This window comes from Enterobacter quasiroggenkampii (genome assembly GCF_043972695.1).
GTDB classification, from domain to species: Bacteria; Pseudomonadota; Gammaproteobacteria; order Enterobacterales; family Enterobacteriaceae; genus Enterobacter; species Enterobacter quasiroggenkampii.
In genome coordinates this window covers 2,757,305-2,775,631 of sequence record NZ_CP143745.1, presented here as the reverse complement: position 1 = coordinate 2,775,631, position 18,327 = coordinate 2,757,305, and the positions used below count along the sequence as shown (strand labels likewise).

Sequence of the window (18,327 nt, the reverse complement as noted above, 5' to 3'; positions counted from 1 at the left end):
AATGGTTATGCTCAGCGCTTTTCCACAGAATACGCGCACATAAAAACAGCGATCGCATGCGTGACCCGACGAGCAATTTCTTCATCAGATAAGCTTTTTCTGGCGCCAAGCTTTATCTCAAGGCTTGTCATCCCGAGCCACAACCCGGCCAGGTCGTCAGCCGCTTCGCGCGGGGAGCACGCGATCAGTAAGCCCTTTTCAACGGCTTCACCGATAATTGTCTCCAGCATCTGCTGCGCCCTGCCGGGACCTGCCGCATAAAAACGCGCGGGTAACTCCGGATGACGAATAGCGGCGGAGGCAATTAAGCGGTCCCAGCCCGTCAGCTCGCGCTGGTTGATGAAGCGGACAAAACGGTTGCCAAACGCGGTTAAGACCTCGGTCAACGACAGATGATGCCGCTCGGAAAAATCACTGTCACTGATGGTCAGATCCGATTCCTTACGGAGTACGGCCTCAACAAGCAGATCTTTATCCGCGAAATTGGCATAAAGCGTGGCTTTTGCCACCCCGGCAACGCGGGCAATTTCTTCCGTCGTGACATCGAGGCCTTTCTCGAGAAACAGGCTTCTTGCGGCCTGCAGTATCGACTGCTCCTTTGACGGATCTTTTGGGCGGCCTTTCTGCCGAACCTTTTCTCTCATCGTTTACGACCTGACAAAAGCATGCTCATCATGAGCCCCCCGATAACGGTTATGTGTTCAAGCGCGATATGAAACTCCTGGGTGCGCTGGGGCTCGCTAAATTTCCAGAATGGATGCCCCACCGGAATGGTGAGTAATGTAAACACAATCAGCATTGCCGATCCAATCCATCCGTAGCCCGCAAAATTCGAAATCACCAGAGCAGAGCCTACAAGCTGACAGAGAATGGTGCCTGTCGCGAATAAGACGGGCCAGGGGAGACCCACGTCCACCATTTCCAGCACAATCTCTCCAAAGTTGAACAACCCGTAAAAGCCTGCCATCCAGAAGAAAAAGGTCAGTAAAATTCTTGAAAGACAGAGTGTTGTGATAGATGACGTGATTTTTGACACTGAATTATCTCTTTGATCATTTAAAAGACTGGTGAGTCTACTTATTAATTAAAAGACCGACAAGTCTGATAAGTGCGATCAACGCCCTGACACACCAAAACGGGTGGGTGAAAATCAGTGTGAGAACGCGCTAGTCTGCCTCTGGTGAATGGATGGTGAGCGATGAAGACATATGGAAATTATTTTGATGCGCCACGGCGAACCCGAATACAGGGGCGCGGGAAAGGTGTCGTACAGGGAAATGGTGGGATGGATCGACAGCTATAACCGCTCTTCAACGGGCCGCGACAGACCTTCGGAGATGGCTCAAATCCTCGCGTGCCGCGCGCTGACGTTTCTCAGCAGCCCTCTCCCGCGAGCCCTTTCATCATTGAAATCGCTGGGGTGTGAACCGGGCTTAATCGATGAGGTTTTCCGGGAAGCAGAGCTGCCGGTGTTCCGTATTCCGGGGTTACGGCTATCGCCTTTTTACTGGACAGCGCTGTTTCGCGTTCTTTGGCTCTGCGGCCTGTCTGGCGAGTCAGAGCGCGTAAGCGCCGCAAAAGAACGTGCCGTTAAGGCGGCAGAAATCCTGGTGAATGTAGCGAAGGACTCTGACGGCCCCGTCTTGCTCATGGGGCACGGAATGATCAATCGGTTTATTGCGAAGGAACTGATCGCATCAGGCTGGAAAGAACAGACTTCCCCGGTAACCGGTTACTGGGGAGCGGGGGTTTACAGCCTTGTGTAAGAGCACATACTGACACCGAGGATTGTTTCATCCTCGGCGCTTGGGTCATAGCGTCTGGCCAAGGATAACGCGATCGAACAGACGGTCTCCCAACCAGAGACGCATGCGGATGAGCATCTTTGCATACTTGCCGGCTGCATAACGTGTACGCGGATGAGGGCTTTTAACGGCGCGGGCAACCACGTCCGCAATCACCTTCGGGTCGCTGCCTCTGCCATTCCCGTATGCATTTTTGACCGATTTAGCCACTTTCTCCACGAGGCGAGCGTAAGGGCCATTTGCTGAACGTTTAACTATATTGCCGCTGACCACATCACCAAAGCCTGTCTCGATTAAACCCGGTTCAACAATCACAACCTTAATGCCAAATTCAGCCACTTCAAGACGCAGACAGTCAGACCATCCCTCAAGCGCATGTTTCGTTGCGTGATACCAGGCTCCAAGAAGGGTGTAAATCTTACCCCCCATAGAGGTGATATTAATAATGTAACCGCTGCGTCTGGCGCGCATGGCCGGGATCAGCAGTTGCGTAAGGCGTGCCGCACCAAACACGTTAACCTCAAACTGATAGCGAGCTTCATCAATACCGATCTCTTCTACCGGTCCATAGAGCCCAAAACCCGCGTTGTTGACCAGCACGTCAACCCCACCTGTCTGCGACATGATGGTATTCACGGCAACCACAATGTCTTCATCACGTGAGATATCCATCCGCAGAGGGTACGCGCCAAGCTGGGCGAGATCGTGCATTTTCTCAACGCTACGGGCAGCAGCGTAAACCTGATAGCCATCCTGAATAAGACGACGGGCGATGGCTTTGCCCATACCTGACGATGCACCGGTGACCAGCGCAGTTTTTTTGTCCTGAGTAAACATAGATACCTCGGTGAGTAGACTGTGGCTAGTTTGCTCTCCTTTGACCTCATGTTAACTAGCGTATCGCGCCATTTGACTCGCAAACTGCGCCATCAGAGCGATAAATACGCACGTGTTTACTCAAGACGCATGGCTGTCCTGGCCGCTTCAGGAGTCTGGCCCGTCCAGGTCATAAATGCGCGATAGAATGAGTTAGGATCTTCGAAACCCAGCAAAAACGCGATCTCATACCCGGAAAGACGCGTATTGCGAAGATAATGACGGGCCAGGTGTTCTCGACACGCGTTGACAAGGTTGCGAAAGTTTTCCCCTTCCTGCTCAAGCCTTCGCTGCAGCGTGCGTTTGCTCATCCCCAGACGCTCAGCCGCTTTTTCAATAGTCGCTTCGTTACCGGGAACTAGCTCCAGGAGTACCGCTCGTACGCGCTCGGCGGTTGAAGCCCGTTCATTTAACTGACCGAGACGACGCTGCAGTTCCGGTTCAAATACCTGCCACATTCCCTCATTGACCGTTAAAAAGGGTCGAAGCGCATCGGCTGCGGAAAAGCTGATGGCGGGCTGTTCTCCGTATTGCACGTCAGTACCAAAGAAACGCGAAAAGTGGCTGTTCTGAACCGATGACGGTAGCGCAGAAACGCAGATCCGTAAGGGGTTAACCGGTTCGCGCGTTCCCAGTCGCAGAAGCTTGAGCAGGAAGCCCAACTCTGCCACCTGGAGAAACGGCGGAATAGTTGTCGCAAAAAGCCAGCGCGGTGAGACGGTAAGGTTGCCGTTTTGGTCGACCGTTGTCTCCAGAACCATGGGAGCAATAAGCTGTTTATATCTGGCCAGACGCTGGACAGCCTGCATCATATTGCTGCTACACAGTGCGGCAAAAAGGGGCGGATCAAACACATCCGCAGAGATCAACTCAATGAGCGGGACGGGAAAGGCAGGATCGTTCGTTTCAGCCTCCAGCGCATTCCAGAAACGAATGTATTCATTCGTATCGAGTCCCCGCGCTTTTTGTAAAAAGAGATCGTCAGGTAATCCTGCCCTGCGGAGGATGCGTTCTGGCTCAAGCCCCGCGTCTTTCAGCAGCGTTTTCCAGCTTATATCGAGAGCGAAAGTACGGTTATAGGCCATTTGCTCATTCCGGTGTGAAGGTTATTCAACGCTTAGTGTTGTTGTGTTGCTGGCGTTTTTCAGTCGTCTCAGGTGTAAACATTATTTGCCCCCTAAAAACGCTGCTTCTAGTGCCCTCTTCAACGACGTGATGACCTCATCCGTCTCCATGCCCATCTGCGCATGAATAATGGCGCCGTCAATGAGCAACATGATTTCATTGACGACGCGCTCATCCGCGATGGTCGTCAGCGACGCAATAATATTCTTTGTTTCGATTTTATGATCGCGGCATATCGCTTTTATTTCGCTTTCAATATCTTCGGATTTGGCTTCGGCGCTGGCATTAATAAACGCACAGCCGTGGAACTCGGGCGAAATAAACCATTCACAGAGCGTTGCAGAAATCGCATCAGCAGGTATTTCGCCGTCATCGAGATGTCGGCGCAGCGTGGATTCAAACCAGTTAATCCATATTTCATGCCGATAGTGCAAATAGGCGAGAATAAGTAAACTTTTGCTCGGAAAATGGCGATAAAACGTCACCTTCGTCACTTTCGCCTCTTTAATCAGCGTATCAACCCCCGTCGCCCTGAAGCCCGTGGAATAAAACAGATCGTGCGCCGTGAGTAATATTTTATCCCGGACGCTAATTTTTGTTTCGTTGCCTGCGTGTTCGGTTTTCATTTTTTCGACAGCCTCAAAAAGGGTGTTGACAGCGTTATTTTTCAGGCATAGATTACCCCAAGTAGACAGACCTGTCTACATAAAATCACACTGAGGTAACCGCCATGAACACACGTCCTCCTTTACCGCCCTTCACCCGTGAAAGCGCCATCGAAAAAGTCAGGCTGGCAGAAGATGGCTGGAACAGTCGCGACCCGGCGAAAGTCGCGTTGGCCTATACGCTGGATACCCAATGGCGCAACCGCGCAGAGTTCGCCACCAACCGTGAAGAGGCCCGGGCGTTTCTGGAGCGGAAATGGAAAAAAGAGCTGGATTATCGTCTGATTAAAGAGCTGTGGGCCTTTACGGATAACCGCATCGCGGTCCGCTATGCCTATGAATGGCATGATGATTCAGGAAACTGGTTCCGCTCGTACGGCAACGAAAACTGGGAATTCGACCCGGACGGCTTGATGAAGCGTCGTTTTGCCTGCGTAAATGATATGCCGATAAAAGAATCCGAGCGACTGTTCCACTGGCCGCTGGGCAGACGCCCGGACGATCACCCGTCGCTGAGCGATCTGGGCTTATAGGATTTCTACATCACTCCGGGGCGCCCCGGAGTGATGGGTTTAGAGTGCGCCCAGCTGTTTCATCAGCGTCAGGTTGTCCTCAATATGCCAGTTTGCCGCAATTTTACCGTCGCGGACTTCATAAATATCCGTAGCGATGAAATCTATTTTCTGCCCTTTTCCTTTCAGCTTGCCGAATGTCCCGGTGAATGTGCCGTAAAAATGCAAATGCGAAACCACGCGAGTGCCTGAAATAATCATCTGCTCAACGTCACAGCGTAAGTCCGGCACGGCGGCACGAAACGCCCGGGAGGCTAAAATAGCGCCTTCAGGCCCCTGCTTACGACCTTCCGGGGGCGTTTTATCGCTGAAATTCACCGCCAGCGCATCACGCGCCAGGGATTCTTCTCCCGTATTCCAGAACGTTGCATATTCTCTGGCAACGGCTTCATTCGCCCTTAATTGCGCCTGGGACAAGCTCTTATCAACAATAAGCTGTTTCGGCTGAAGCCATTCCAGCTGCGCCGAAAATGTGGTGCCGGACAGAGCGGCAAGAATAAGCATCGCCACAGCTGGACGAAAACACGTCGTATATTTCATGATGTCTCTCAACAGAGTATTACGTTACCCGCAGACGATTTCCTGCGGTTCAAACCGGTGGGGATTTAGTTAATTAACGCCCCGCCCTCAATATCAATGACCGACCCCGTGACAAAGGGATTGTCCATGGCGAAGAGATATCCTTGCGCGATGTCCTCCGCCCTTCCCCAGGCTTTGGCTGGCAGGGTATCCGCCGCGCCGGCGAGCATTTTTTCCCGCGCGGCGGCGTCCATCCCCGCATACGCTTCCGTGTCGGTCAGCCCCGGACTCACGACGTTGACGCGCAGCGGGGAAAGCTCCTTCGCCAGCACTTTTGTCGCGGCCTCAATGGCGGTATTCATCGTGGTTTTTACGATGGCGCCCGCCACGGTGCGGCGCGCCACAAAGCCGCTGGTGAAGGTCAGCGTACCGCGGGGAGCGATGTTCCCGCTGAGATAGCGGGCGACATTGAGGCTTCCCCAAAATTTTGTATCAAAGGCCACTCTTGCCGCACGGAGATCCAGCCCGGAAAGCAGCCCGCCCGGCGCCTGTGAGCCCGCAGTGACGACAATATTATTAACCTCGCCCAGCGTTTCACTGAGCGCAACAAGCTCTGCCTCACGGCTGATATCCAGCACGAGGGTGCTAACAGACGCGGCATGAGCGCTCAGTCGTTGCCGTGCCGCGTCCAGTTTTGCGCTGTCGCGCCCAGCAAGCATAATCTCCTCGCCGCGCCCGGCAAGCAGAGTGCCCACGGCGAAACCGATGCCGGAAGCGCCGCCGATAATTAAGGTTTTACGGGTCATAACGTTTCCTCCTCCAGGGTGTACGTTGGGTAATCGGTATATCCCGTGGCGGTGCCGCCAAACAGCGTGGCGGGGTCGCGCACCTGGGCCAGCGGCAAGCGGTGCGCCAGCCGGTGAGGTAAGTCCGGGTTGGCAATAAACGGTCGTCCGAAGGCAATCAAATCGGCATAGCCCGCCGCCAGAATTTCTTCGGCTTTGGCAAGGTCATAGTTGCCCGCGACGATCAGCATTCCGCTGAAGGTCTCGCGAAGGGATTGACGGAAACGCTCGGGTATCTGCGGCGCGTCGTCCCAGTCGGCTTCCGCCAGGTGGATGAACGCAATCCCTTTTTGTTCGCACCAGGCCGCAAGCGCGAGTATGGCTTCAGAGACCTGCGGGTCGTTCATCCCGCGCTGGGTAATAAACGGCGAAAGACGGATGCCCGTACGGTCGTGACCAATGGCTTCGGCAATCGCGCTTAACACTTCCTGGGCGAAGCGGATCCGGTTCGCCAGCGTGCCGCCGTACTCGTCCGTGCGTTTGTTGGAGGTTTGGCGCAGGAACTGGTCGATCAGATAGCCGTTTCCACCGTGTATCTCCACACCATCAAATCCGGCCTGGACGGCATTCAAAGCGGCCTGGCGATAGTCCGCGACGATGTTCTGAATGTCCTTGCGTGAGAGCGTTCTCGGCTGCGGGCAGTCAACCATCTCGCCTTCACCACGCTCATTCACCACCCACACCTGCGCGTCCGGGGCCAGCGCTGACGGGGCGACGGGCTGACCGTCCGGGTGAAAACTGGCGTGCGACATTCGCCCAACGTGCCAGAGCTGAGAAAAAATGACGCCGCCCGCCTGATGCACGGCCCCCGTCGTGAGCTGCCATCCTGAAACCTGCTCCGGCGAATGGATGCCGGGCGTCCAGGAGTATCCCTGACCCTGAGGCGAGATCTGCGTGGCTTCGGTGATGATTAACCCCGCGCTGGCCCGCTGCCGGTAATACTCGGCCATCAGCGCGGAGGGAATGTTGCCCGGCTGAAGGGAGCGCGCGCGAGTCATCGGCGCCATGACGATACGATTTTTCAGCTCTAACTGACCCAGCCTGTAACGTTCAAAGAGTGAGGTAGGTTTCATGTTTTCATCCCTTATGGTTTGGATGAAATCACTTTACAGTCGGCATCTGATTTTGATAATTACGCTAAAAATAGATGCACTTTTCGGAAAAAATGAATAATGGGTAAACTCGAAGACATGGCCTTACTGGTGGAAGTCGCCAGGGCCGGAAGTCTTTCCGCCGCCGGACGACGCCTGTCGCTTTCCCCTGCCACCATGACGGCCAGGCTGAAGGCGATTGAGGAGCGTTACCAGACGCGGCTGTTTCATCGCTCCACGCGCTCCCTCACCCTGACCCGCGCAGGCGAAGAGTTTTACCACGCCGCGCTGCGCGTGCTGGAAGAGGTGCATCACGCCGAATCGCTGCTGATGCAAAAAGAGGGCGTGCTCAGCGGCAACATTCGCCTTTCCTCTCCCTCGGACTTTGGCAGACAGTATCTTAGCCCTGCCGTCATTGAATTTTCCCGACGCCATCCTGCCGTAAAATTTTACATCTCGCTAAAAGAACACGTTGAGGATCTGGTCGCTAACCGGCTGGATATGAGCGTGCGTTTCGGTAACCTGCCGGACAGCAGCCTTGTCGTCAGAAACATCCGCCCGAACCATCGGGTGCTGGTTGCCTCCGGGGAGTATCTTAACGACCACGGCATCCCCGACACGTTTGCAGATTTAGCCCGACACCGTTGCCTGGCGCTGGAGTCTCAGGGCGTGGTGATGAACGAATGGCGTTTTGAAAAAGAGGGAGAGGAAAACATTGTGCGCGTCGAGCCCGCCATGGTGTGCGACGACGGGGCAGTGCTTCGTCAGTGGGCGCTCAGCGGGGCCGGCATCGCGGGGAAATCGTGGTGGGACGTCAAAGACGACGTTGAGGCCGGAAGACTCACGGTGCTGTTTGCCGACAGCTTCACCGGCTTTAGCCGCTACGATCGCAAAGATGTCGGGCTGCAGTTTGTTTATCCGCAGCGCAAGCTGCAGCCGCTTCAGGTTACGGCGTTCAGTCAGTTTTTTCTCGACTGGCTTAAAAAACATTAACGTAAAAACAGTGATACACTTACTCCACCTGGCCGATTGTCCCGTCTTTACGACGTAAGACAGCACAATAGTAACCAAAGTACAAAATGGTCACTCGTTGCCAACCCTGGCCCGTCACGCTAAGCTTACATAATGACTAAAACTATGAACGCCCCATCAATACGTGGTCCGCTTGACCACTCTGTCAGAGAGCAAATCGTCGAAGCGGCTTTTGAGCACTTCGGTCACTACGGCTATGAAAAAACCACCGTCGCCGAGCTGGCGAAATCGATCGGTTTTTCAAAGTCCTACATTTATAAGTTCTTCGATTCCAAGCAGGCTATCGGCGAGGTGATCTGCGCTAACCGCCTGGAGCTGATCATGGCGGCAGTGCTTTCCGCCCTTGAGGGTGCACCGTCAGCAAGCGAAAAATTACGCCGGCTTTTCAAAGCGCTTACCGAGGCAGGAAGCGAGCTGTTTTTCCACGATCGCAAGCTTTACGACATCGCCGCCGTCGCCGCACGCGAGCAGTGGCCGTCGACTGAACGGTATGCTGAAAGCCTGATGAAGCTGATTGAGAGCATCATTATTGAAGGCAGGCAGGCCGGAGAGTTTGAAAGAAAAACGCCGCTGGATGAGGTCACTCAGGCCATCCACATGGTGATGTGTCCTTTTATCAACCCCGTTCAGCTGCAGTACAACCTTGAAATGGCCCCCGCTGCCGCGGTGCTTCTCTCCTCACTGATATTAAGAAGCCTGGCCACCTAATTAGTGACCATTGACATTATTGGTCACTAGTCAGAGAATGCGGATACCGTCCTGTTACTTCAATAAGGTTTCCCATGCTCAGGCTCACTTCAGCCCGCGTTGCCGTATGTCTTCTGCCGTTTGCCCTGGTGGCGTGCGGCGATAATTCCGCGAGTGACGATCCGCGCACTAAGCCACCGCTTGTCAGATCCGCCTCTGTCGAGATGGCGAACCCTACCGCCCGCGCCTTCACGGGCGTGGTGGTGGCAAGAACGCAAAGCGACCTGGGCTTCAGGGTTCAGGGAAAAATCCTCGAACGCCTGGTGGATACCGGGCAGACCGTCAGACAGGGACAGCCTTTGCTGCGTCTCGATCCTGTTGACCTGAAATTACAGGCCCAGGCGCAGCAGCGCGCGGTGGATGCTGCCCAGGCGCGGGCGAGAAAAGCCACCAGCGATGAGTCGCGTTATCGCGGCCTGGTGGCGTCCGGCGCAGTGTCCGCCTCGGAGTACGATCAGATTAAAGCGGCGGCCGATACGGCCCGGGCGGATCTCAGCGCTGCCCGCGCGCAGGCCAACGTGGCGCAAAATGCCACGGGCTATGCCATACTGCTGGCGGATTCAGACGGCGTGGTGATGGAGACGCTCGCCGAACCCGGTCAGGTCGTTAGCGCCGGGCAGGTCGTCATCCGCCTTGCCAGAGCGGGACAGCGCGAAGCGCTTGTCCAGCTTCCGGAGACGCTGCGCCCTGCCGTCGGCAGCGAAGCGCAGGCCACGCTTTATGGCAGTGAACAACACCCGGTCACCGCGACGTTGCGCCTGCTGTCTGACTCCGCGGATGCCGCAACCCGCACGTATGAAGCCCGCTACGTGCTGGATGGTCAGCTGGCGAACGCGCCGCTGGGGGCGACCGTCACGCTCAGCATTGAAGACGCGAAAACGGAAGGTCAGGCGATGCAGGTCCCGCTGGCCTCACTCTACGATGCGGGTAAAGGGCCTGGCGTCTGGCGCATTTCCGCCCAGCCAGCAAAGGTCACATGGACGCCGGTTAAGGTGCTGAGCGTGGGCGAAGATGCGGTCCAGGTCACGGGTGGCGTGAAGCCCGGGGAGAAGATCGTTGCGTTAGGCGCCCATCTTCTGCACGAAGGTGAAGTTGTCAGGCTGGCAGAACAACGCCATGCCGCTCCGGCGGAGAACGCGCCATGAGCCAACGTCGCTTCAACCTGTCAGCGCTGGCCGTCCGCGAGCGTTCCGTCACGCTGTTTCTGATCGTTCTGGTGACGATTGCCGGTATTTACGCCTTTTTTGGGCTCGGGCGCGCGGAAGATCCGCCCTTCACCGTGAAGCAGATGACGGCGATCGCCGTCTGGCCGGGCGCAACCGCGCAGGAGATCCAGGATCAGGTGGCCGAACCGCTGGAAAAGCGCCTGCAGGAGCTCAAGTGGTATGACCGTACGGAAACCTACACCCGCCCCGGCATGGCGTATATCACCTTGTCACTGCAGGACAAAACCCCGCCTTCTGAAGTGCAGGAGGAGTTCTATCAGGCACGTAAGAAGCTTGGTGATGAGTCCCTGCGTCTTCCGGCGGGCGTCATTGGCCCGATGATCAATGATGAATTCTCGGATGTCACCTTTGCCCTCTTTGCCCTGAAAGCAAAAGGCGAACCGCAGCGGCAGCTGGTACGCGATGCCGAAGGCCTGCGCCAGCAGCTTCTGCACGTTCCCGGGGTGAAAAAAGTGAACATTATCGGCGAACAGGCCGAGCGGATTTATATCGCCTTCTCCCATGACCGTCTGGCCACATTGGGCCTCTCACCGCAGGATATTTTCAATGCCCTCAATAGCCAGAACGCCCTGGCCGCGGCGGGCGCCATTGAGACCCGGGGGGCGCAGATTTTTATCCGCCTGGATGGCGCGTTCAATGAACTGCAGAAAATTCGTGATACGCCTTTAGTCGCCAAGGGCAAAACGCTCACGCTGTCGGATGTGGCAACGGTTGAGCGAGGCTATGAAGATCCCCCGACGATGCTGATACGCAATCAGCATGAACCCGCCCTGCTGCTGGGCATTGTCATGCGTGAGAGCTGGAACGGCCTGGCGCTGGGTAAAGCGCTGGATGCGGAAACGGCGAAAATAAACGATAGCCTGCCGCTTGGCATGACCCTGACCAAAGTCACCGACCAGTCCGTGAATATCCGCTCGTCTGTCGATGAGTTTATGATCAAATTCTTCGTCGCCCTGCTTGTGGTCATGGTGGTCTGTTTTGTCAGCATGGGCTGGCGCGTGGGGGTGGTGGTTGCCGCGGCGGTACCGTTGACGCTGGCGGTCGTTTTCGTGGTGATGGAAGCCGCGGGAATAAACTTTGACCGTGTCACGCTGGGCTCCCTGATCCTCGCCCTCGGTCTGCTGGTTGACGATGCCATTATCGCCATCGAAATGATGGTGGTGAAGATGGAGGAAGGTTACGACAGAATCAAAGCCTCGGCCTACGCCTGGAGCCACACCGCCGCGCCGATGCTGGCCGGTACCCTGGTGACGGCCATTGGCTTTATGCCGAATGGTTTTGCCCAGTCGACCGCCGGGGAATACACCAGCAATATGTTCTGGATTGTCGGCCTCGCCCTGATTGCCTCATGGTTTGTGGCGGTGGTGTTTACACCGTATCTTGGGGTGAAGATCCTGCCGGCGATCCCCAAAGTGGAAGGCGGCCATGCCGCCATCTATAACACCCCCCGCTATAACCGTTTTCGCCAGCTGCTTGGCCGCGTTATCGCCAGAAAATGGCGCGTGGCCGGGTCCGTGGTCGCCATTTTCATTCTGGCCGTTCTCGGCATGGGGCTGGTAAAAAAACAGTTCTTCCCTACCTCCGATCGCCCGGAAGTGCTGGTTGAAGTACAGATGCCTTATGGCACCTCGATTGCGCAAACCAGCGCCGCAACCGCAAAAATAGAAGCATGGCTGGGCCAGCAGCCGGAAGCCAAAATCGTCACGGCCTATATTGGTCAGGGCTCGCCCCGTTTCTATCTGGCAATGGCTCCCGAGCTACCCGATCCCTCTTTTGCAAAAATCGTGATCCTGACGGACAGCGAGACGTCACGCGAGGCGCTTAAGTTCAGGCTCAGGGAGGCCGTCGCCAGCGGTCTTGCACCTGAAGCCCGCGTGCGGGTGACACAGCTGGTGTTTGGCCCCTACTCGCCCTTCCCGGTTGCCTGGCGCGTGTCGGGGCCGGACGTCAAACAGGTACAGGACATCGCCGAACGGGTGAAAGCCGTGCTTCAGGCAAGCCCGATGATGCGAACCGTCAACACTGACTGGGGGTCACGCGTTCCGGTATTGCATTTCACTCTCGATCAGAACCGCCTGCAGGCGACCGGCTTAACCTCCAGCGCCGTTGCTGAGCAGCTTCAGTTCCTGTTATCAGGCGTGCCTGTCACCTCCGTGCGGGAAGATATTCGATCGGTAGACGTCGTTGCCCGCGCGGCGGGTGATATCCGCCTTGACCCGGCAAAAATCGAAGGCTTTACCCTGGTCGGCAATGCGGGACAGCGCGTGCCGCTGTCTCAAATCGGCAGGATTGAGATCGGCATGGAAGACCCGATCCTGCGCCGCCGCGATCGCACCCCCACGATTACCGTACGGGGTGATATCGCCGACAATCTTCAGCCGCCGGACGTGTCGGTCGCCATCATGAAGCAGCTCCAGCCGATCGCCGATGCGCTACCGGCCGGCTACCGTATCGACATGGCGGGTTCGATTGAGGAATCAGGTAAAGCCACGCAGGCCATGTTACCGCTGTTCCCGATCATGATTGCCCTGACGCTGCTGATCATCATTTTGCAGGTGCGCTCACTCTCCGCGATGGTCATGGTGTTCTTAACCGCGCCGCTGGGGCTGATTGGCGTCGTGCCGACCCTGCTGATATTTAATCAGCCGTTTGGCATCAACGCGCTGGTCGGTTTGATCGCCCTCTCCGGCATTCTGATGCGTAATACGCTGATTCTGATCGGTCAAATTGATCATAACCAGAAGGACGGCCTCGATCCGTTCCAGGCGGTGGTCGAGGCGACGGTCCAGCGAGCGCGACCGGTCTTACTCACCGCCATGGCGGCCGTGCTGGCGTTCATTCCCCTGACGCATTCGGTGTTCTGGGGAACGCTGGCCTGGACGCTGATCGGCGGAACGCTGGGCGGGACGATCATTACCCTCGTCTTCCTGCCCGCGATGTATGCGATCTGGTTCCGGATCCGCCCGGTTGAACAACGCGTTCAGCACGGCACGGAAAACGTGTAAACTACCATTGGTAGATAACTAATCTGAGGAAAGCATGGTTGTTAAGCGCTTAAGAAAAGAGGACCGCCGCGTGCAGCTGCTGGAGGTTGCGCGTGGAATCGTGCGTCAGCAAGGCACCGAGGCGTTGACCCTTGGCTATCTGGCAGAACGGGCCAACGTGACCAAGCCCATCCCCTACGACCACTTTGGCGATCGCGAAGGGCTGCTGATGGCGCTGTATCAGGACTATAGCGATCGGCAACTGGCGAAATTCCGCGAGACGCTGGCGGTTGACAGCAAAACGCTGGAGAAGACGATCCGCTTTTTCAGCGCGGCCTATATCGACTGTGCCATTGCCGCCGGGCCTGAAACCGGGCCAATCGCCGCGGCGCTGTCCGGTTCTCGCGCGCTGCAGACGTTCCGGGAAGCATGCGTGGCCGAATGTGCCGACTGCCTGCGCACCGCGCTTTCGCCTTTTATCGTCTTAAAAGGCGTTCAGGGGGAAGCGGTACTGACGGCCATCATTGGCGCGGCGGAGGCGCTCAGCACCGCGGCCGGCAACGGCGTGCTCGCCCGAAACGTTGCAGAAGATACCCTCAGCGGCGCCATGACCGGTGTGCTTGCGACCTACGCGGATAGCACAAAATGATCGCCGGGGGTGGATTGACACTTAAGTTACCAATAGTAACATAGGCATCTCTTCTCCCCCATTTTGAGGTTGCTATGTCTGCTACAAATGCCATGAGTAACGCGCTGATCGTGACGGCTCACCCTGTCGACACGTCCTTGTCCCATTCACTGGCCGCCCGCATTGCCGGAAAATTACGCGAGGAAGGTATGCAGGTTGAGATGGCCGATCTTCATGCTGAAGGGTTTAATCCGGCGATGACCCGCGCCGATCTTGACTTGTATCACGGGGATCCGAGCGCCCTCCCCGACGATATTCTGCGCGAGCAGCAGCGCGTCGAGCGTGCGGATATGCTGGTGTTTGTCTTCCCAGTGTACTGGTGGTCGGTTCCCGCGCTGTTGAAAGGCTGGTTCGACCGCGTATTGACCCTGAACTGGGCGTATAAGGTGGCTGACGACGGCCGGATCGTGGGCAATTTACGGGATGTTCCCGTTCGCCTGATTGCCACTGGCGGTAGCGATCTCACCGGATTTGATAAACACGGCTATTCGACGGCGATTCAGACACAGATAATCGAAGGGGTATTTGGCTTCTGCGGGTTGAAGAACGTTAAGCTCGATATCCTTTACCAGGCAGACACGGCGACGCCCGAGCAGGTTGACGAATTTCTGAGCGAGATCGGCAACCTAAAATAATATCGGCTATCCATCCAGCAACGGCGTGCCTCCTTCGCCAAAAGGAGGCACGAGTTCTCGATGTTACTAACCGTCAGGGATCCTGCTGGCAAACCGGAACACTCTTTCTTGATTATTCAAAAAATAACGAGAAAAGGCCAATCGTCATCACTACACTCATAATCACCTGAATCAAAATAATAAAAAAAGCGATCCCACCCAATACCGTGATTTTTCGACGCAGAATGAAAGTTATGCCCGAAAGTACAGCACTGAACAGAATGGCTTTAAGTATATAGGAAAGCGGCATCATGGCCGGATGACCGGTCTGCACTCCAGCAAGCCCAATGAGACCCAGTAGAAAATTACCGCAAATTCCCCATCCCCAGAAAGTCATCGGTAAGCTCATCTGCCCCGCGACTAATCTTTTCAACATACGCACATCCTTTTTGTGATTTTTTATCGAAACACAACGGTTTTTATCCAGTCTCTCGCACTGTTGGATTGTGCAATAAGTCGAGCCGACAAATACGCAACTACCAAATATGCTGATATGATTTTGTTCATCTTTACATGCATATTGATGGTATTGAAAAGAACTATCGGCAGCAAATTTTTAAAGTTTAACGGCTCGTCCGGATATGACTTAAAAGATATATCAGCGAAGGTCATAATATGTTTACGTCAGTTCAGCCAACAACCACCCTCACCACCACCGGAGCCTTCGGCGGTGAGAGCGTATCTGTAGTGAACGACTGACAAACAGAACCTCAATCCCCGCCGACATGGACGGGGAAATCTCTCTCCGTTCACCACCCTCTGAATGGAGAAAGAAAATGGTTTCATCTGACAATGCTCTCTTGATTATCGACATGCAGCAGGGCCTCTTTCGGGGCCCGGTTTCCCCTCGCTCCGCCGATGCCGTTCTGGCCAATATCCGCTTGTTAATCGCCAACGCCCGAGACGCGCAGGTGCCCGTCTTTTTTGCCCGCCATATTGGGCCGGACGACTCCCCCTTCTCAGAAAAGGGGCCGTTAACACAGCTGATACCTGAACTGGACGTGAAGGAGCAGGACGTTGTTTTCACCAAGCGCTATCCCAGCTGTTTTCGGGATACGGTATTGCTGCGAGAACTTAATCAGCGAGGTATTAAACAGCTGGTCATTGCCGGGATGAAAACAGAGTTTTGCGTCGATACGACCTGCCGGGCCGCACCGGAACTAGGTTTCAGGACGGTATTAATTTCAGATGCGCATACCACAATGGATAATGACTATTTATCCGCCAGCGACATTATTGCCCATCACAACAGCACGCTGGCAGGCCCGTTCGTGACGCTCTCGACTGCTCGTGACTGGCTTTTTAATACGGTGAGTTGACTCGCGTGAGCGCTTATCTCTTTACCCGGCTCGCCTTTCCGCGCGCCGGGCACATAAGAGAATAATTACAGGGTAAACCCACCGTCACCCACCTGTGCCTGAGCATACCATCGCATCAGCTTCTCGGTGCCAGGCTCGTTTTCTGCCGGTGACCATGGGGCGGTATCATGCTCGGGCACGGGCTGATACCCCCCGTGTTTAACCTCAAAAATGACGCCACCTTTATCCAGCGACAGCACGGCATGCCAGGTTCCGGCATCCATCTCCAGCACTTTACACTCTTCACCTAACACCACACGCCGGGTCACGTTGCCGCTGTCGTCAAAATTCAGCACCAGAAAGCGACCGCTCAGCGCCGTCAGCAGTTCAAAGGTGTGAGGATGGCGATGGGGGCGAACATAGGTACCAGGTTCCATTGCAATGGCCAGGCGCTGCACCGGGTCGCTCAGTTCAGGGTGTAAATTACGATGGGCGCGTAAGCGAGGAGAATTTGCGGCCTGCTCGCTTTGCTGCTGCAGGTCACTGAAAGTAATTTGTTTCATATACACCTTTAGGAATGTGGGCTGTCTACGGCAACCCGATTGCCGCAAGACGTTATACCATCCTGAACGGTCGAGGAGCGATGGGATTTGTGAAACAAATCACTGCCTGCGTTATCGCCCCGAAGGCTGATATAAGGCATTAAAGAGATGAGACGGACTCTTCAAGCCAATCAGGGAGGTGTTTTCTGTACCAGTTAAGGTAAAGATTCAAATCAGGCTTTTTCCTTTCGTGCAGTAATAACACCACTTCTGTGACAATCCATGCTTTGGCGATAGTGATTTCCCTGGCTAGTTGATATGCATCAGAATGCGTGGCAAAAAAACAGTAGCGCTCGGCAAGTTGTAAAATGCTTTGTTTTGAGCCCATCCCCTGAACCAGCGGAGCAAGGTCGATAGCCGGACTGCCAGTACCGAATCTTTCCCAGTCGAAAAGGATCACATCGCCGTTTTCTCTTCTGCCCCAGTTACCCGCATTGGTATCACCAGAAATTAAACATTCCTGACTAAACAAAACGCTGCCCGCTTGTTGAAAACATCGCATCTGCTGCTCAGCACGCATGGGTAATTCCAAAAGAGACAAGGATTTTTCAAGCCCTGACTCAGACCAGGTATGGGTGTGATAAATCCATGCAGGATCGGCAGGATAATCATGAAGGCGGACAAGGCGTCTCAATATCTCATCCCCGGAAATCTCATCCTGAGAGAGCTTATGAGGAACATATTCGATCCTCAGGCAGCGTCGATGCGGATCGGCGTGCAACAGTCGCGGGGATGCAACAACGCGACGTAGCGGGTCCGCAGCACGCTCATAAAAGCCGTATTCAACATCGCTAACAGGGTATTTTTCTATCAACGTATTGCCATGTTGATCCATCACCTGGCGGACTTTTGCAGCGCCCATTCTGGATAAATTCTCGGCGGTCATACCATCCTCATGCCACGCGTTCGGTTTCAGGGCGTAAGTATAGTGTGGTTGTTCAACATTTGACGTTGAGTAAAACTCACATTGAATCCCACTATTTCTCGTTTTTCAAACCTGATCGCATTGAAATACCATCCCTTCATTCCCAATCTCTTCCTGACCTGGAACAGAGAGCGAAACTCAAATAATAAATACACCTGCAAGTCTATGGAGTACGTATGACACTCGATGTTTTATTTCATCTAATGAAAATGATCTCACCTGAAAAAAACATCGCGGGTGAAAATATACATGCGTTAATAACGTTACTTTCGTCAGAAGACGATAGCACTGAGCTGCTTTCACCCTTTATTCATCGCCTGCATCTGCTCTCTTTTGCCCAGAGCAATCCGCGTAACGCCGACGAGTTACTCTCTGCGCATTTACCCAAAGACGACGGGATCCTTCCGGTTCTGGACTTCGCGGACTGGCCCCGGGTGCGTTACGTGGGGTCAGGTGAAGTTCAGACGCCTGAATCTGAGGAGTACTTCCGTGAAATGACATCGGCTACCAATCTGTTACGTTCTGCGCTGATCGAAGCTGAACGCGCAAAGGGAACGCCCGCTCTTTATATACTGGATAAATTACTCAATCTGAACAGCGCCCTGCCGGAAAGATATAAAAAGATGGCAAATATTCCCTACGCATAAATACGT

Annotated in this window: 21 protein-coding genes; 10 read left to right on the top strand and 11 right to left on the bottom strand. The window is 54.9% G+C overall.

The genetic code is table 11. The features are described 5' to 3' along the window. Window positions 1–11 precede the first annotated feature (11 nt). Both V1572_RS13330 and V1572_RS13325 read right to left on the bottom strand, forming a co-directional pair. The gene (locus tag V1572_RS13330) at window positions 12–644 is read right to left on the bottom strand and encodes a TetR/AcrR family transcriptional regulator (RefSeq protein ID WP_371897496.1); all 633 of its coding nucleotides are present in this window, start codon (window positions 642–644) and stop codon (window positions 12–14) included. Next, complete coding sequence (locus V1572_RS13325) at window positions 641–1,036, bottom strand: DoxX family protein (RefSeq protein ID WP_023292497.1); 396 nt, start codon at window positions 1,034–1,036, stop codon at window positions 641–643. The genes V1572_RS13330 and V1572_RS13325 overlap by 4 nt, the downstream gene beginning before the upstream one ends. A 172-nt stretch (window positions 1,037–1,208) precedes the next feature. Here V1572_RS13325 and V1572_RS13320 point away from each other — a divergent pair, with 172 nt between their 5' ends. Next, window positions 1,209–1,766: a histidine phosphatase family protein gene (locus V1572_RS13320; protein ID WP_223540441.1), complete on the top strand. Its 558-nt coding sequence runs from the start codon at window positions 1,209–1,211 to the stop codon at window positions 1,764–1,766. A 45-nt stretch (window positions 1,767–1,811) separates the two neighbouring features. On the opposite strand, the gene V1572_RS13315 is transcribed toward V1572_RS13320, so the two are convergent. The 3 genes from V1572_RS13315 to V1572_RS13305 all read right to left on the bottom strand — a co-directional run bounded on the left by V1572_RS13315 (window position 1,812) and on the right by V1572_RS13305 (window position 4,432). Continuing rightward, on the bottom strand, window positions 1,812–2,642 hold the full coding sequence (locus tag V1572_RS13315; RefSeq protein ID WP_047748967.1) for an oxidoreductase: 831 nt from the start codon (window positions 2,640–2,642) through the stop codon (window positions 1,812–1,814). 116 nt (window positions 2,643–2,758) lie between these two features. Then, on the bottom strand, window positions 2,759–3,766 hold the full coding sequence (locus V1572_RS13310) for an AraC family transcriptional regulator ligand-binding domain-containing protein (protein ID WP_395299201.1): 1,008 nt from the start codon (window positions 3,764–3,766) through the stop codon (window positions 2,759–2,761). Between the two features lie 81 nt (window positions 3,767–3,847). Then, a complete protein-coding gene (locus tag V1572_RS13305) occupies window positions 3,848–4,432 on the bottom strand; it encodes a TetR/AcrR family transcriptional regulator (RefSeq protein WP_262749523.1) in 585 nt (194 codons plus the stop codon). A 104-nt stretch (window positions 4,433–4,536) separates the two neighbouring features. On the opposite strand from V1572_RS13305, the gene V1572_RS13300 reads away from it, so the two are divergent. After that, window positions 4,537–5,004, top strand: coding sequence for a nuclear transport factor 2 family protein (locus V1572_RS13300; protein ID WP_021241363.1), 468 nt, complete (start codon window positions 4,537–4,539; stop codon window positions 5,002–5,004). 39 nt (window positions 5,005–5,043) lie between these two features. On the opposite strand, the gene V1572_RS13295 is transcribed toward V1572_RS13300, so the two are convergent. The 3 genes from V1572_RS13295 to V1572_RS13285 all read right to left on the bottom strand — a co-directional run bounded on the left by V1572_RS13295 (window position 5,044) and on the right by V1572_RS13285 (window position 7,480). Beyond that, window positions 5,044–5,583: an ester cyclase gene (locus tag V1572_RS13295; protein WP_229225819.1), complete on the bottom strand. Its 540-nt coding sequence runs from the start codon at window positions 5,581–5,583 to the stop codon at window positions 5,044–5,046. Window positions 5,584–5,648: 65 nt separating this feature from the next. Further along, entirely contained in the window at window positions 5,649–6,368 is a 720-nt protein-coding gene (locus V1572_RS13290; protein ID WP_395299200.1) for an SDR family oxidoreductase, read from the bottom strand. Then, complete coding sequence (locus V1572_RS13285; protein ID WP_395299199.1) at window positions 6,365–7,480, bottom strand: alkene reductase; 1,116 nt, start codon at window positions 7,478–7,480, stop codon at window positions 6,365–6,367. Before V1572_RS13285 ends, V1572_RS13290 begins: the two co-directional genes overlap by 4 nt. A gap of 99 nt (window positions 7,481–7,579) precedes the next feature. Between V1572_RS13285 and V1572_RS13280 the strand changes: the two genes are divergently transcribed. The 6 genes from V1572_RS13280 to V1572_RS13255 all read left to right on the top strand — a co-directional run bounded on the left by V1572_RS13280 (window position 7,580) and on the right by V1572_RS13255 (window position 14,810). Further along, window positions 7,580–8,491 (top strand): LysR family transcriptional regulator, encoded by a 912-nt coding sequence (locus tag V1572_RS13280; protein ID WP_395299198.1) that lies wholly within the window; start codon window positions 7,580–7,582, stop codon window positions 8,489–8,491. Window positions 8,492–8,623: 132 nt separating this feature from the next. Further along, window positions 8,624–9,238, top strand: a complete 615-nt coding sequence (locus tag V1572_RS13275) for a TetR/AcrR family transcriptional regulator (RefSeq protein ID WP_395299197.1) — start codon at window positions 8,624–8,626, stop codon at window positions 9,236–9,238. Between the two features lie 74 nt (window positions 9,239–9,312). Further along, window positions 9,313–10,422 carry an efflux RND transporter periplasmic adaptor subunit gene (locus V1572_RS13270; protein WP_395299196.1) on the top strand — a complete coding sequence of 370 codons (1,110 nt, stop codon included), beginning with the start codon at window positions 9,313–9,315 and terminating at the stop codon, window positions 10,420–10,422. Next, window positions 10,419–13,508, top strand: coding sequence for an efflux RND transporter permease subunit (locus V1572_RS13265; protein ID WP_111966733.1), 3,090 nt, complete (start codon window positions 10,419–10,421; stop codon window positions 13,506–13,508). The genes V1572_RS13270 and V1572_RS13265 overlap by 4 nt, the downstream gene beginning before the upstream one ends. A 34-nt stretch (window positions 13,509–13,542) precedes the next feature. Then, a complete protein-coding gene (locus V1572_RS13260) occupies window positions 13,543–14,136 on the top strand; it encodes a TetR/AcrR family transcriptional regulator (RefSeq protein ID WP_395299195.1) in 594 nt (197 codons plus the stop codon). 74 nt (window positions 14,137–14,210) lie between these two features. Then, a complete protein-coding gene (locus tag V1572_RS13255) occupies window positions 14,211–14,810 on the top strand; it encodes an NAD(P)H-dependent oxidoreductase (protein ID WP_126534466.1) in 600 nt (199 codons plus the stop codon). A 112-nt stretch (window positions 14,811–14,922) separates the two neighbouring features. Here V1572_RS13255 and V1572_RS13250 read toward each other — a convergent pair whose 3' ends face one another. Beyond that, window positions 14,923–15,225: a hypothetical protein gene (locus V1572_RS13250; protein ID WP_048030616.1), complete on the bottom strand. Its 303-nt coding sequence runs from the start codon at window positions 15,223–15,225 to the stop codon at window positions 14,923–14,925. 400 nt (window positions 15,226–15,625) lie between these two features. Between V1572_RS13250 and V1572_RS13245 the strand changes: the two genes are divergently transcribed. Then, the gene (locus tag V1572_RS13245) at window positions 15,626–16,168 is read left to right on the top strand and encodes a cysteine hydrolase family protein (protein ID WP_063621554.1); all 543 of its coding nucleotides are present in this window, start codon (window positions 15,626–15,628) and stop codon (window positions 16,166–16,168) included. Between the two features lie 65 nt (window positions 16,169–16,233). Here V1572_RS13245 and V1572_RS13240 read toward each other — a convergent pair whose 3' ends face one another. Both V1572_RS13240 and V1572_RS13235 read right to left on the bottom strand, forming a co-directional pair. Next, window positions 16,234–16,710, bottom strand: a complete 477-nt coding sequence (locus V1572_RS13240; protein ID WP_126534464.1) for a WbuC family cupin fold metalloprotein — start codon at window positions 16,708–16,710, stop codon at window positions 16,234–16,236. 139 nt (window positions 16,711–16,849) lie between these two features. Further along, window positions 16,850–17,635 carry a phosphotransferase family protein gene (locus V1572_RS13235; protein ID WP_395299194.1) on the bottom strand — a complete coding sequence of 262 codons (786 nt, stop codon included), beginning with the start codon at window positions 17,633–17,635 and terminating at the stop codon, window positions 16,850–16,852. 215 nt (window positions 17,636–17,850) lie between these two features. Between V1572_RS13235 and V1572_RS13230 the strand changes: the two genes are divergently transcribed. Further along, the gene (locus V1572_RS13230; protein ID WP_111966737.1) at window positions 17,851–18,321 is read left to right on the top strand and encodes a hypothetical protein; all 471 of its coding nucleotides are present in this window, start codon (window positions 17,851–17,853) and stop codon (window positions 18,319–18,321) included. The last annotated feature ends 6 nt before the right edge of the window (window positions 18,322–18,327 follow it).

Coding starts and splice junctions, on each gene's coding strand:
- V1572_RS13330 (WP_371897496.1), bottom strand. CDS start 644: ATGAGAGAAAAGGTTCGGCAGAAAGGCCGCCCAAAAGATCCGTCAAAG.
- V1572_RS13320 (WP_223540441.1), top strand. CDS start 1,209: ATGGAAATTATTTTGATGCGCCACGGCGAACCCGAATACAGGGGCGCG.
- V1572_RS13315 (WP_047748967.1), bottom strand. CDS start 2,642: ATGTTTACTCAGGACAAAAAAACTGCGCTGGTCACCGGTGCATCGTCA.
- V1572_RS13310 (WP_395299201.1), bottom strand. CDS start 3,766: ATGGCCTATAACCGTACTTTCGCTCTCGATATAAGCTGGAAAACGCTG.
- V1572_RS13305 (WP_262749523.1), bottom strand. CDS start 4,432: ATGAAAACCGAACACGCAGGCAACGAAACAAAAATTAGCGTCCGGGAT.
- V1572_RS13300 (WP_021241363.1), top strand. CDS start 4,537: ATGAACACACGTCCTCCTTTACCGCCCTTCACCCGTGAAAGCGCCATC.
- V1572_RS13295 (WP_229225819.1), bottom strand. CDS start 5,583: ATGAAATATACGACGTGTTTTCGTCCAGCTGTGGCGATGCTTATTCTT.
- V1572_RS13290 (WP_395299200.1), bottom strand. CDS start 6,368: ATGACCCGTAAAACCTTAATTATCGGCGGCGCTTCCGGCATCGGTTTC.
- V1572_RS13285 (WP_395299199.1), bottom strand. CDS start 7,480: ATGAAACCTACCTCACTCTTTGAACGTTACAGGCTGGGTCAGTTAGAG.
- V1572_RS13280 (WP_395299198.1), top strand. CDS start 7,580: ATGGGTAAACTCGAAGACATGGCCTTACTGGTGGAAGTCGCCAGGGCC.
- V1572_RS13275 (WP_395299197.1), top strand. CDS start 8,624: ATGACTAAAACTATGAACGCCCCATCAATACGTGGTCCGCTTGACCAC.
- V1572_RS13270 (WP_395299196.1), top strand. CDS start 9,313: ATGCTCAGGCTCACTTCAGCCCGCGTTGCCGTATGTCTTCTGCCGTTT.
- V1572_RS13265 (WP_111966733.1), top strand. CDS start 10,419: ATGAGCCAACGTCGCTTCAACCTGTCAGCGCTGGCCGTCCGCGAGCGT.
- V1572_RS13260 (WP_395299195.1), top strand. CDS start 13,543: ATGGTTGTTAAGCGCTTAAGAAAAGAGGACCGCCGCGTGCAGCTGCTG.
- V1572_RS13255 (WP_126534466.1), top strand. CDS start 14,211: ATGTCTGCTACAAATGCCATGAGTAACGCGCTGATCGTGACGGCTCAC.
- V1572_RS13250 (WP_048030616.1), bottom strand. CDS start 15,225: ATGTTGAAAAGATTAGTCGCGGGGCAGATGAGCTTACCGATGACTTTC.
- V1572_RS13245 (WP_063621554.1), top strand. CDS start 15,626: ATGGTTTCATCTGACAATGCTCTCTTGATTATCGACATGCAGCAGGGC.
- V1572_RS13240 (WP_126534464.1), bottom strand. CDS start 16,710: ATGAAACAAATTACTTTCAGTGACCTGCAGCAGCAAAGCGAGCAGGCC.
- V1572_RS13235 (WP_395299194.1), bottom strand. CDS start 17,635: ATGACCGCCGAGAATTTATCCAGAATGGGCGCTGCAAAAGTCCGCCAG.
- V1572_RS13230 (WP_111966737.1), top strand. CDS start 17,851: ATGACACTCGATGTTTTATTTCATCTAATGAAAATGATCTCACCTGAA.